This window comes from Bacteroides uniformis (assembly GCF_025147485.1).
Taxonomy (GTDB): domain Bacteria; phylum Bacteroidota; class Bacteroidia; order Bacteroidales; family Bacteroidaceae; genus Bacteroides; species Bacteroides uniformis.
Window position 1 is genome coordinate 3,884,841 of record NZ_CP102263.1, and the last position, 13,900, is coordinate 3,898,740.

Consider the following 13,900-nt stretch of genomic DNA (forward strand, 5'->3'; position numbering starts at 1 on the left):
CAAAAAACTTATGCCTCAGGAGTCACGCCTTAAAAAATCATTGCTCAATGCGCGGGTTAATCTCATTTTTTATTTCCTGAGTTTAGCCCTATCATTTTTTTCCAGAAAAATCTTTCTGGATGCATTGGGCGCAGACTTTATGGGGCTGATAGGTACACTGAACAATCTCTTGGGTTTTCTGAACCTTGCAGAATTGGGTATCAGCACAGCCATCGGCTACGTTCTGTATAAACCCCTCTTTGAACACGATGAAAAGAAAATCAATGAAATAATTTCCGTTTTCGGTTTCATCTACCGCCGTATCGGTTTTATCATTCTAAGTGCAGGATGTGCCTTGGCATGCTTCCTGCCCTTGATATTCCCCAATAATGTCTTTGATTTAGGCGTCATCTATTTTGCATTTTTCTCGTATCTGACCACTTCACTAATAGGATATTTTGCCAATTACAAGCAAACCCTTTTGGGAGCAGACCAGAAGAACTATGTAGTGACAGCCTATTTTCAAAGTGCCGTACTGATAAAGACTTGTCTGCAAATGGGATTAGTCTATTATACGGGCAACTATTACCTATGGATTAGCCTGGAACTTCTGCTGGGCATTGTCTATTCCATTATCCTGAACTGGAAAGTCAACCAGGTATACCCTTGGCTGAAAAGCGAAGTGAAACAAGGAAAGCTGCTTTTCAAGAAATATCCGGAAGTAACCCGGTATACCAAACAGCTCTTTGTCCATAAACTGGGCAGTTTCGTACAGTTCCAAACCACTCCCTTCCTGGTATATGCCTTCGTCTCACTCAAAACTGTGGCTTACTATGGGAACTATACGCTCATTATTGATAAGATAAGTATATTTATCAGCAACCTATTAGGGAGTACCAATGCAGGAGTAGGTAACCTGATAGCCGAAGGTGATTCCAAACGTATCCAGCAAGTATTCTGGGAGTTGATGGGTATCCGTTTCTTGATAGCCGGAACCATTTCATTTGCCCTGATTCGACTGACCGGCGCTTTTATTTCATTATGGCTGGGAAGTGAATACGTATTGCCCCAACATATTCTGTATCTGATTATCATCAACTCGTTCATCAGCTACACCCGAGGTGCCATAGACCAATTTACCTATGGGTATGGTTTATTTCAAGATACTTGGGCTCCCATTGCGGAAGTAATCATCAACCTGACTGTTGCCATCATTGCCGGACATTTTTGGGGACTGCCGGGAATTTTGATGGGCAACATAACCAGCCTATTTCTCATCATAGTCATTTGGAAACCTTACTTTCTTTATTCGCAAGGATTCAAAATACCCGTTCTTCACTATTGGATGGGCTACATCAAGCATCTGCTGATTATACTGCTGCCGGGAATAGTATGCTACCATCTCTATCCAAGCAATGACTTTACACCGGAAAGCTCTTTTACACATTGGATTCTCTATGGAATGATTCTGATTTCCACTTATGGGATATTGACCTGCTCGTTGCTCTATCTTTTCACTCCGGGCATACGTGCATTCGCTCACCGGATACTGAAAAGGCATCATTGACGAGCTGTTGATTTCAGTCGGTCAAAGGCATTTTCCCACTCGTCCGCCACATTCTGTATGTCAAAGCGCCTCACATACTGCACACAATTTTTTGACATCTCCCTGCGCAGTTCTTCATCTTTCATCAATGAGCCCAACTTCCGGGCAAACTCCTTATGCGAGAACGGAGGAACCAACAATCCGTTCTTCCCATCATCAATAATATCTGTGATAGCTGCATACGAATTGAACGCCACCGGAACCGCCCCGAATGTCATGGCTTCGGTCAATACCATTCCCCACCCTTCAAAGTCACTCGTCAGACATAGGATGCTTGCATCCCGGTAAAATGGTTCAGGGTCTTGCCAACCGGTGAAAACAACCCGTTCCATCTTTAAGGCTTTCTGTTCCAATGTCTGCCTTATCGGCCCGTCTCCCACAATGACCAACTCCCAATCGGGAAATTTTTTATATATACGCTTCCAGATATCAATCAGCCGTCCTACACGCTTCTGGCGCCACTCTATCCGGCCTACATACAATATCTGCTTCTTCTTGAGAAAATCTGTATTTTCTTGAGCAGGATATGTATTCGGATTGGGGATGGCAATCACCCGGCTCAAATCTTTTGAATATATCTGCCACAAATCAGGAAGAAATTTCAAGGAAAGTAAACATAATGCATCTGTATATCGAAAAATGCCTCCATAATCTGATTGTAATGTACGCTTGTAATCATACTTAAGCATGGGAATTTTGAGGATACGGGCCACCTTTCTGATTTTTCCCATGATTGTGTTTTTTCCTGATACCCACATTACGAACTCTCCCAAATGATGATATATGCCAAGAGGATTATAATGTATCACGGAAATAATATACACGTCCCGCAAGGTTTTAGAGAAGGAATATAATGTATAATAAGTCTGCGGGTCCTGGTCTATGACCATATCAATACGGTGCTCTTGCAGGAAACTACGGAAAAACAACCCGTTCTTTTCTACTTTCCGAACCTGATATGGGAAAAAATAAGAGGATGCAGGATATGCATAATCCATGCGGCTTTCATCCCGCACACTATGTAAACAAAGAACATGGTGTCCCCGTCTTATGAATTCACGGCACAAAAGGTCACTTACTCTTTCAATCCCTCCCCGTTGGGGATGGAACATGACAGGATGTATAAACAAGATATTCATAATGCCCTCCGTTATTTCGCTCCAAACATTTTCTTGAATTTTATACCTGACAAGAAACGCATCCACCCATCAAAAGCCGATGCCCCCACCCTGCAAAGCAAGAATTTGCCCAACACATCCGCTTTATACTGTGGAAGAAAAAATCGTCTTATCCATTCTTTGTCTGATAAAAGGACTTGATGTAAAAAAGACAACCGTTCCTGCCGGGTATACTTATGCTCTGGTTTATAGATGGCCAAAATCACTTTATGGAAAAAGACAGTCAATGAATTCCATGTTCTATCCAGTGAGCTATCCTCCAAATTAAATTTCTTTTGATACACATAGACCCTTTCCAAAAAATTGGAGAATGCTGCATATTCTGCCGGAAAGCTGTTTATACGCACAGACAACACATCTACAGAATACCCTACTCTATAAACGTAATTATTGTAATCACGAATAACCATAAAATCCGCATACATCAGGTAGTCCAACATAAACAGCATATCTTCCAGTCCGGAAACAAAAGGAACAAAGCCCACCCGGTATTGCTTGATAATCCGATGGTCGTATAGCTTGCTGCCTGCGTACGCAACACGCTTGTCTATCAAGTCTGTCAATATAAGATACATCTGTTCCGAAGCTATATCTTGTTCGGGAACGTGAAACGTTTGAAAGTCCCCATTTGGCAGATACGCATCAAGAGAACCGACTATTACTCCCTCCTTCGTTTTATCGGCAGGCAATGCACCGTACAGCCTTTCAAGATAACAAGGCTTTACATAATCATCTGAATCAATAAAGGTTACATATCTTCCACGAGCATTCATCAAACCAGTATTCCGGGCACAGCTCAATCCTGCATTAGCCTGATGGAACACCCGTATCCTCGTATCCTTCCCGGCATACTCTTCACAAATCTCCCCACAACGGTCAGGGCTCCCGTCATCTACCAGCAACAGCTCAAAATCCGTAAAGGTCTGTGCAAGAATACTGTCAATGCACTGGGGCAAGTACTCTTCTACCTTATAAACGGGTACTATAACGGATATTTCCGGAAGATTATTCATATTCGCTCATTTTGCATGAAACACTGCCTTCATTTTTATAGACAACACCAACAAATAGTAGGCTGACTTTACAAAAGCCTTAAAATACAGATAGCCGGCATACGTAGGAAGCACATAATGGATGTTCTGCAGCATCAGCTTCCATTCGGGACGCAGGCCCGTCATCTCCAACAAAGACGCATACTTTTTGTTCCTGAATACCAAATAACTCTGATAATGAAAGGATGTGTCTTTCGTGAAATACAGAATACGGTCAAAATATTTCGCCTTCAGACTCTCAAAGTATATATATATCAGCCGGTTATCCTGCAAACACCGGGAAGACCGGATAAAGTCGTAGATATAACCAAGCACCAGCACACGACATTCCAAATTACGCATAGACGGCGCTCGCATGATGGAATCTGGCTGCATGGAATAATAGTAAGTGGTCTCATTGACGACATACATACTTTGAGACATACATGCCAACTTAAATGACCATAAATCATCCTCGTGTACAATGCCCTCCTGGAAGTAGAGTTTATGCTGCAAAACGAGGGGACGACTCACCAGCTTGTTCCATGCCATGACATACCATTTTCCCTGCACATAAGTGGAAAGTACAAGAGCATTCCCTTCATAAAACCCGGTGCCTAATGATAAAGGAGGAGCCCAACGTCTGGCGCCGGTCACCTCGTAATTGCCTATCACAAAATCCGGTCGCTTCTGCACCGCTGCATCCGCCAAAAGCTCTATTGCATTCGCTGAAATATAGTCGTCGCTATCCAAGAAGTACAGATAATCGCCAACAGACGCTGAAATACCGGTGTTTCTTGCAGCAGAAAGCCCTCTGTTCTCTTCATGTTCCAGACATCTCACCACCGTTCCGCGCGGATGCGAAGCCACCACCCGTCTGGCTATCTCCATAGAGTTGTCCGGAGTGCAGTCATTCACAAGAATGACTTCCAAATCCTGCCAAGTCTGGTCCAACACGGACAACAAACACCGTTCTATGTACTTGGCAACATTATAAACCGGAACAATAATGGAAACTTTCATGCTTTCAATCATATTTTCAGAATTTCACCTCATGGCCTTCCACAAACTCTTCCCACCACACAACAAGCGTCAACAGATTGAAATATTGCAAAGCCTTGTTCTGCCTATGCCAGAACCAACCACCCTCCTTCTCTGCAACTTGTTCATAATCTGTAAGAAACTTCTCCACTGCATCACGACGCAGATAGTTGTCCATAATGCCGGAAGCAAGAATAAATTCCTTAAAGAAAGCACGTCGGGCCCTATCACGGAAGAACAGTGGCATAGGTGCAAAACCGCCCTGCTTCTTCTTCAAGGTAATGGCCTCGGGAAGTAAAGGTTTATAATGGTGCTTTAACAGATATTTAGAAACGGAACGACCCCGCGCAATGTCCAGTACACTGTTGCCCCTGCACTTCAACCCTACCGGCAGCTCCTGCAGGAAATGGAAAAGCTCCAGGTCCATAAAAGGATACGTCAGATTGTTACCGAACATGCGTGCCATGCTGGAAGCCTTGAAAAGAATGATACGGTTGATTACAGTCTCCAAATCGGAAAGAATGGCATGCTGCGCATAAAGATGCTCGAAACTGTGGATATCGGGCCGTAGTGATTTTACCGGCTCAAAATCTTCTTTCGGATTTTGCAGAAGGGCACACAAGGCAGAATCGGAGAAGCCGAAACGCTCCCCTTCCAGAATATGAAGTATCTTATCCAAATGGAAATTGATGCGGGAAAGCTTTCCACCGGTATCAAAGGTTTCATGCTCCAGCAGACGGCTGATGCCACGCAGCAAGGGACGCAATCCTATGCGGGCGGATAGATAATGCAACGCCACTTCGCGACCGGAAGTACCGAAATACTGGTCACTGCCGTCACCTCCCAGAATCACGTCGGGCTTGTCATCGCCTATCATGCGCATGGCACAATAGTTTACCATCAGCCCGCCTTCCATAAAAGGCTCACCCAGAAAACGGACAATGTCGGGCAAGGCACTGGTTTCCGTACCGTCAATCTCGTACTCGTGGTGGCGGGTACCAAAGGTTTCAGACATCAGACGGGCCATGGGCAGCTCCGTCCAGGCATCTCCTTTAAAGCCCACGGAATAGGAGTCAATCTGGCCGTCGTAAATGCTGCGCAGCGCAGCAAGGTTTGAACCGGAATCATAGCCGCCACTCAGCAGGATACCTACCCTGCGGCTATGGCCGATACGCCGGCGGATGGCTTGCGCATGCAATTCTCCATAACGGCGGGAGTAGGTTTCTACATCCGGATTCCGTTCAGTCGCCACCTTGGGTTCATGCTCAAAAACGCTGTCGCGCTTCAGACAATAAATGTCATCTGCCACCTTTTCATATAAGCTGGGATTTCTTTCCTTCAGCGAATCAAACATGGAATGTACGTTCGCCTGTGTCTCTAACTTTACAGAAGCCCAAACCGGCATCAGATAACCAAGCTCTGTCAACATGTAGAACTTTTCGCCAGCACCTAAAGAATGAACATCGAATAGGGCGAAATTATTCTTCTTCAAAATGCCACGCTGAAGGAATGTACTCAATGAAACCAGATTAGGCTCGAAATTTTCTTCCAGCTGGTCCTCTAAAAATTGCCAGGAAGTGGCAAAATTACCATCAATGTGACAATAGACGGGATAATGCGTGCCATGATGGTCGCGCACCACTCCGCATTCATTTTCTGAATAATATACTATGGTGAACGAACCGTCCAGGCGTGAAAAGCCATATGCCGGATCGGATAGAAACGCATCGGCAGCAAGCTTGGCATTGGTATCATCCGGAGTTGCCTGCAAGGTGTCCCGATTATACAAAGTTCCGAAAAAGAAAAGTCTCAGATTATAACTTTCAAAAGAAGATTCCGGCTCTTCTCCCTCTACGCAGGCTGTACGCCAATCTTCTAAAGTGATTTTTCCGTATATCATTTGTTTGCTTATAGACTTATTTGTTTCACGTAAATGCACTTCTTCTATTTTTCGACCACCCCATGCTTTGTATGTATAAAGCTCTTGTTTGCCCCCCGCAGCTTAAAGATATTTCCCGCCATCAGCAGGAAAGTGTAAGGTATCTTTTGCAGGGCCATTGCCAGGCGGCTGGTACAGAATCTTTTGGGAACGGCAACGAGCAATGCCACAGCGAGCAGAACCAGAAGCAGCCACCACTTCAGTCCCCACGTCCAGCGATAAATCGTAAATAGTACGGAAAAAAAGAACGTGAACCCCATCAACAGCAGGCGGGGAATGGAAAGCTGCTGGAAAAGCTTGTCGCAGAAGTCCCAGTTACGCGCAGCAAGCGCCTTCCACAGAAACTTGGCGAAGGTCTGGCAGTAATGCCATTGTGCCGACAGCCAGCGGCGGCGCTGACGGGAGAAATCGTCGGTGTTCTGTATCTTCTCATCGAACACAAAGGTTTCGGGCAGATAATAAAAACGCTTGCCGCGATAGAGCAGGGTCAGCTCCAATTCACGGTCGAAACCGCCCACAGCCTTGATGTCAGCCATCGTATCACGAAACAAGTCATAACGGAACGCCATACCGGAACCGATAAGGGCAGCCGACAAGCCCAGCTTGGCATGCCCCAGACGGAAAATGGTATTGTTGATTTCCTCACTGATGGCATCGAGCAGGGCCATGTCATTGTTCAGGTTCTTGGCACTCCGGTGGGTCTGCACAATCTCGACTTCCGGATTGGCGAAGAGGTCGTTAATATCACTCAGATAATCGTAAGGGATGACATTGTCCGCATCGAGCACCAAAGCGATGTCATAGTCATTGCCGATGGCAGCCATGGCGGCATTCAGAGATTTGGACTTGGTGCTTTTCTCAAAATGCACTTCAACCAGGCGGACAGGAAGCACAGCGAGGGAAGCGTTGGTTTCGGGCTGCATACGGTCCGAAATGACAACCGTATCAAAACAGTCGGCGGGATAATCCTGCTCCAGACATGAATGGACGCACTCGTGTATCACGGCGTCTTCGCGGTAGGCAGGAATCAGTATGGCAAAACGCTTGTGTTCCTTGGCTGGAGGGGGCAGAGGCAGGTCACGCCGGCGTGACGCCAGACTGTAAACCAATAGATACAGTATGTTTATTGCAAACCATATGTATAAAAGCCAATCGAATATATTCAATATATGTTCCAAAATCAGAGCTATTTAAGCTTTAGAGTTGCTGCTTGTTTTTAATGGGTATCCGACACAAAGATACAAAAAAGAAGTAGAGTCTGGACAAAATATACAAAAAATGCGAAGAATATAGGAATAAAAAAACGAGCAAGCTCTCACGAACCCCTCGCCCCTGTAAGAAAAGCCTTAAAGGCTTTTCTTTTAAACTGCATCAATGTTACCTAAAAATCAATCTTTCTCTTTACCTGAAAAATAAAACTTCAATTACCTATTCTGAAAACTTCAAAATCCAATTTTTACCTTTACCTAATTTACCTATTTATTCAAAACATTTAGCTTATGAAAAAAATCTATTTTCAATCCTTTTACCTAATAACTAATATCCTTTATTGAAAACTGTTTTGTTATTTATCAAATCCAAATGCAGTTTCCCAACTGCACTGCAAAGGTAAGTGTTTTATCCGCGCGCGCAAAACGCCGGCACATTTTTCGCGCGTTTTATAACATTGTTTTAGAGTTTAAGGGTACAGTTTACACTTATAAACATTTTATTGTTCATCGGGAGTATACTTTCCAGTAAAAAACAAGCCACCGAAGCGCCGAAACGCTTCGATAGCTGTCCCCTTTAAACACCTTTAAACAAAATGAATTTCTTATTTATTTTCTTGCTTCGGCAATATACCCCAAAGCTTCTTTACATTTTTCTGTAACGTAAGTCCAGTCTTCGGCAGCGACCTTATCCTTCGGGAAGAGTTTGGAACCCATACCTACGCAGAACACACCCGCCTTAATCCAGGAGGTCAGGTTTTCCTGAGTCGGCTCCACCCCACCGGTCACCATCAGCTTGGACCAGGGCATCGGAGCCAGCAGACCTTTCACGAGTTTGGCACCAAGCACGTCGCCCGGGAATATCTTGCAGAGGTCGCACCCTGCTTCTTGCGCGAAACCTACCTCTGAAACGCTTCCGCATCCCGGAGTATAGGCTACCAGGCGACGGTTACAAATCTTGGCAATCTCCGGGTTGAACAACGGGCCTACAACGAAACATGCACCCAACTGCAAATACAGCGCCGCAGTAGCAGGGTCAACGATGGAACCTACACCCATAGCCATCTCCGGGCACTCTTTGGCCGCAAACTTCACAACTTCCGCAAACACCTCGTGGGCAAAGTCACCACGGTTCGTGAATTCGAACGCACGAACACCTCCATCGTAACAAGCCTTTACAACTTTCTTTGCAACTTCTGCATCCTTATGATAAAAGACGGGCACCATGCCGGTAGAACCAATCTTATTCAATACTGAGATTTTATCAAATTTACTCATCTTTTTATTTACTATTTACAATGTACAATGTACAATTTACCATGCGGACTACTTGTACAATGCTTAATTGTCATATTACTTAATATATTATACTTACCTCTATATATTATACTTTACCATTTACTTTATCACGCATAGTGAGTATAGATTTTACTACAATCTTCAAAAGCTCCTTGTTTTCAAGATACAAATCCTGCAACAAATCAGGTTTAACAAGTTCCAATTCCATTATAAGCTCCAACCAATAGGCCGTTTCATCAAGTTCTTCCTCTACCATTTTTAATTTGTTTAAGAAATCCTTGTCTGATTTTCCAACACAAGCTGCCCGATAATTGGCACCGGGAGAAGTACCGGAACGGACAATCTGGTTGCCAATAGCTCTACCTGCTGATGTATTAGGCAACTTGTCTACCAGCCTTATTATTCGTACCGCAAACATCTTCAAGCGGTTTTTCATATCATCTCGATTCATCAGCAGCACAAATTGTACATTGTAAATGATAAATTGTAAATGAACTTATCTCTGCACTCGTCCGCTTGCATCCCCTCCTGCCAGCGCTTCTACCTCTTCTGTGGAAACAAGGTTGAAGTCACCGTTGATAGTGTGCTTCAAGGCGGAAGCGGCTACTGCAAATTCGAGGGCGGCACCCTGGTTGGGTTTTGTCAGCAGGCCGTGGATGATACCACCTGAGAAAGAGTCGCCGCCACCTACGCGGTCGATGATAGGATTGATGTCGTAACGCTTTGACTCGTAGAATTCCTCGCCGTTGTAAATCATTGCTTTCCAGCCGTTGTGGGTAGCGGAGAAAGACTCGCGCAACGTAGAGATTACGTATTTGAAGCCGAATTCCTTCGCCATCGCCTTGAAGATTCCCTTGTAGCCTTCAGCGTCCGTCTTGCCGCCTTCCACGTCTGCATCGGGCTTGAAGCCCAGACAGAGTTCAGCATCCTCTTCATTGCCGATGCAGACATCCACATACTGCATCAAAGGCTTCATGATGGACTGGGCTTTTTCTTTGGTCCAGAGTTTTTTACGGAAATTGAGGTCTACCGACACCGTAACGCCGTGACGTTTGGCAGCCTCGCAAGCCAGGCGGGTCAACTCGGCGGCCTTGTCGGAGATGGCGGGAGTGATACCTGACCAGTGAAACCAGTCTGCACCTTCCATGATGGCATCGAAATCAAAGTCTGCCGCATCTGCCTCGGCAATGGCAGAGTGTGCACGGTCATAGATTACCTTACTGGGACGCATGGAAGCACCGGTCTCAAGATAGTAGATACCTACACGGTCACCACCACGCGCAATGAAATCTGTCTTTACACCATACTTGCGCAATGCGTTGACAGCCGACTGGCCTATTTCATGTTTCGGCAACTTGGTTACAAAATAAGCATCATGTCCGTAGTTGGCACAGCTGACAGCCACGTTGGCCTCGCCGCCGCCATATACCACATCAAAAGAGTCGGACTGCACAAAACGGGTGTTTCCCGGAGTAGACAGCCTCAGCATGATTTCACCTAATGTAACTACTTTCTTTCCCATAATCTTTCTATGTTTTATTTTAATATGAAATTAATTTGTTTCCTTTCAATTTATCATTTCGAGGTATAAACAGAACCTAAACATCTGAAACTATGGAGAGTAAATCAAAATAATATTCGTTCTTCATAGTCTTCGTGTACGGGCACAAAGATACAACAATTTTTGAAATACAAAAAATTATCATATATTTGTATCGAAAATATTAAGATTATAATTGTGTGCGAGCACAAGAAGATGTACGATGGGACGATTTACGATTAGACGATTGAGATTACATTGTAGAATCGTAGCCAAAGCAACATCAATCGTACATCGTAAATCGTTAAATCGTAAATATACAGATGGAAAGAGTCAGAATAAAGGATATCGCCAAGATGGCCGATGTATCCGTGGGAACCGTCGACCGTGTGATTCACGGGCGTAGCGGTGTGTCCGAGTCCAGCCGGAAGCGGGTGGAAGAAATCCTGAAACAACTGGATTACCAGCCCAATATGTATGCCAGTGCACTGGCTTCGAACAAGAAGTACGCATTTGCCTGCCTGCTGCCACTGCACGAGAAAGGCGAATACTGGACAGACGTGGAGACGGGCATACACAACGCCGTAGAGACTTACTCTGACTTCAACGTGGCCGTGCACCTCTCCTACTATGACCCGTATGACTATCATTCATTCGCGGAAGCCTCCGGACAGATTCTGGCACTGGAGCCGGACGGAGTGATGTTTGCCCCCACCGTTCCGCAATACACCAAGCCCTTCACGGATGAGCTGACGCAACATAATATACCTTATATATATATAGACTCCAACATAAAGGAAGAGCCCGCCCTCTCCTTCTACGGGCAGAACTCGCACCAGAGCGGATATTTTGCCGCCCGCATGCTGATGCTGCTTGCCGGAGAAGACGCGCAGGAAATCGTCATCTTCCGCAAGATAAATGAAGGCATCGTGGGGTCGAACCAGCAGGAACGCCGCGAAATAGGTTTCCGCGAATACATGCAGGAGCATCATCCCGCCTGCCGCATCTGGGAACTGGACCTGCATGCCAAGCGCGACAGCGAGGACACACTGATGCTGGACGAGTTCTTCCAAGAGCATCCTACCGTAAAGAACGGAATCACCTTCAACTCCAAAGCATACATCATCGGGGAATACCTGCTGAAGAAAGAGAAAAAGGGCTTCAACCTGATGGGCTATGACCTGCTGCAACGCAACGTAGACTGCCTGAAGCAGGGAAGCATCTTCTTCCTCATAGCACAGCAGCCCACCCTGCAAGGATTCGACGGCATCAAGGCCTTGTGCGAATACCTGATTCTGAAGAAGGAAATCACAAGGGAGAACTTCATGCCGATTGACTTGCTGACGAAGGAGAATATAGAGTTTTATTACAATAAATAGTTACATGTACAATGCACCATCTACAATGTACAATTCGGCCATGCGGAAGGGGACTAATACTAATGCAGCGCAGCCAAATTGTACATTGTAAATGGTAAATGGGAAATTTAAAAGATGGAGGCAAAGTACCTGAAAATCAACCCTGCCGACAATGTTGCAGTGGCCATCACAGCACTCCCGGCCGGTGAAAAACTCACGGTGGACGGAAAGGAAATCACCTTGAATGAGGATGTTCCTGCCGGACACAAATTTGCACTGAAAGATTTTGCGGAAGGCGAAAACGTCATTAAATACGGATATCCCATCGGCCACGCCCGGAAAGCGCAGAAGCAGGGGGATTGGATGAATGAAAACAATATCAAGACCAACTTGTCCGGGTTGCTGGAATACACTTACAACCCCGTCAACGTAGACCTCAATACTACAACCCTAAACCTCAATACCGGCGCGCCAAACCTGACCTTTAGAGGGTACAAACGTAAGAACGGCGACGTAGGTGTGCGCAACGAGATATGGATTATTCCGACAGTGGGCTGCGTGAACGGAATCATCAACCAGCTTGCCGAAGGCCTGCGCCGCGAAACGGGCGGAAAGGGCGTGGATGCCATCATGGCTTATCCCCATAACTACGGCTGCTCCCAGTTGGGCGACGACCACGAGAATACAAAGAAAATCCTCCGCGACATGGTGCTGCATCCCAATGCGGGAGCCGTACTCGTGGTAGGCTTGGGGTGCGAGAATAATCAGCCGGATGTATTCCGCGAGTTCCTGGGAGACTATGACCAGGAGCGCGTAAAGTTTATGGTGACCCAGAAAGTGGGTGATGAATACGAAGAAGGAATGGAACTGCTGCGCGAACTTTATGCCAAAGCCATCCAGGACCAGCGCGAGGATATTCCCTTAAGCGAACTGCGCGTAGGCCTGAAGTGTGGCGGTTCGGACGGTTTCTCCGGTATCACCGCCAATCCGCTACTGGGCATGTTCTCCGACTTCCTCGTAGCACAAGGCGGCACCAGCGTACTGACGGAAGTGCCGGAAATGTTCGGCGCAGAAACCATACTGATGAACCGCTGCCGCACCAAAGAGCTGTTTGAGGACACGGTGAAGCTGATTAATGACTTCAAGGAATATTTCCTCTCACACGGTGAACCGGTAGGTGAAAACCCGTCTCCGGGAAATAAGGCGGGTGGCATCTCTACATTGGAGGACAAGGCCTTGGGATGCACACAGAAATGCGGCACAAGCTACGTGGAAGGGGTACTTCCATATGGCGAACGCCTGAAAGTAAAGGGACTGAACCTGCTGTCTGCTCCGGGAAACGACCTTGTAGCCGCCACTGCCCTTGCCTCTTGCGGATGCCACATGGTGCTGTTCACCACAGGACGCGGAACCCCCTTCGGAACCTATGTGCCGACCATGAAGATTTCCACCAACTCCACTTTGGCAAAGAACAAGCCGGGCTGGATAGACTTCAACGCCGGAGTTATCGTCGAGAACGAACCGATGGAGAAAACCTGCGAACGCTTCATCGAATATATCATCAAAGTAGCAAGCGGTGAATTCGTGAACAACGAAAAGAAAGGCTACAAGGAAATAGCCATCTTCAAGACCGGAGTAACTTTGTAAATTGAAAATTAAGGGCTGATAGATGGAGGGCGGGACAAAACCATTTTGTGCCGCCCTTTGTTTTTGTTACCTTT

At 46.0% G+C, this 13,900-nt stretch carries 11 protein-coding genes; 3 read left to right on the forward strand and 8 right to left on the reverse strand.

Annotated features, from left to right (window positions below):
• Nucleotides 1-10 precede the first annotated feature (10 nt).
• Entirely contained in the window at nt 11-1,546 is a 1,536-nt protein-coding gene (locus tag NQ510_RS15740) for a lipopolysaccharide biosynthesis protein (RefSeq protein ID WP_005827464.1), read from the forward strand.
• On the opposite strand, the gene NQ510_RS15745 is transcribed toward NQ510_RS15740, so the two are convergent.
• From NQ510_RS15745 to NQ510_RS15780, 8 genes are all read right to left on the reverse strand, one after another.
• Nucleotides 1,540-2,316 (reverse strand): glycosyltransferase, encoded by a 777-nt coding sequence (locus NQ510_RS15745; protein WP_229031895.1) that lies wholly within the window; start codon nt 2,314-2,316, stop codon nt 1,540-1,542. The two genes, NQ510_RS15740 and NQ510_RS15745, sit on opposite strands and share 7 nt — an antisense overlap.
• Before the next feature lie 419 nt (nt 2,317-2,735).
• Nucleotides 2,736-3,776: a glycosyltransferase family 2 protein gene (locus NQ510_RS15750; RefSeq protein ID WP_005827459.1), complete on the reverse strand. Its 1,041-nt coding sequence runs from the start codon at nt 3,774-3,776 to the stop codon at nt 2,736-2,738.
• 6 nt (nt 3,777-3,782) lie between these two features.
• Complete coding sequence (locus tag NQ510_RS15755) at nt 3,783-4,817, reverse strand: glycosyltransferase family 2 protein (RefSeq protein ID WP_229031896.1); 1,035 nt, start codon at nt 4,815-4,817, stop codon at nt 3,783-3,785.
• Between the two features lie 16 nt (nt 4,818-4,833).
• Nucleotides 4,834-6,735, reverse strand: a complete 1,902-nt coding sequence (locus NQ510_RS15760) for an asparagine synthase-related protein (protein WP_005827452.1) — start codon at nt 6,733-6,735, stop codon at nt 4,834-4,836.
• Between the two features lie 44 nt (nt 6,736-6,779).
• Nucleotides 6,780-7,952: a glycosyltransferase gene (locus NQ510_RS15765; protein ID WP_005827449.1), complete on the reverse strand. Its 1,173-nt coding sequence runs from the start codon at nt 7,950-7,952 to the stop codon at nt 6,780-6,782.
• A 639-nt stretch (nt 7,953-8,591) separates the two neighbouring features.
• The gene (locus tag NQ510_RS15770) at nt 8,592-9,260 is read right to left on the reverse strand and encodes a bifunctional 4-hydroxy-2-oxoglutarate aldolase/2-dehydro-3-deoxy-phosphogluconate aldolase (protein WP_005827446.1); all 669 of its coding nucleotides are present in this window, start codon (nt 9,258-9,260) and stop codon (nt 8,592-8,594) included.
• A gap of 106 nt (nt 9,261-9,366) precedes the next feature.
• Entirely contained in the window at nt 9,367-9,732 is a 366-nt protein-coding gene (locus NQ510_RS15775; protein WP_005827444.1) for a four helix bundle protein, read from the reverse strand.
• Nucleotides 9,733-9,777: 45 nt separating this feature from the next.
• Nucleotides 9,778-10,803 (reverse strand): sugar kinase, encoded by a 1,026-nt coding sequence (locus tag NQ510_RS15780; RefSeq protein WP_005827441.1) that lies wholly within the window; start codon nt 10,801-10,803, stop codon nt 9,778-9,780.
• A 341-nt stretch (nt 10,804-11,144) separates the two neighbouring features.
• Between NQ510_RS15780 and NQ510_RS15785 the strand changes: the two genes are divergently transcribed.
• Nucleotides 11,145-12,200, forward strand: a complete 1,056-nt coding sequence (locus tag NQ510_RS15785) for a LacI family DNA-binding transcriptional regulator (RefSeq protein ID WP_005827435.1) — start codon at nt 11,145-11,147, stop codon at nt 12,198-12,200.
• Between the two features lie 114 nt (nt 12,201-12,314).
• Nucleotides 12,315-13,826, forward strand: a complete 1,512-nt coding sequence (locus tag NQ510_RS15790; protein ID WP_005827433.1) for a UxaA family hydrolase — start codon at nt 12,315-12,317, stop codon at nt 13,824-13,826.
• Nucleotides 13,827-13,900: the final 74 nt, after the last annotated feature.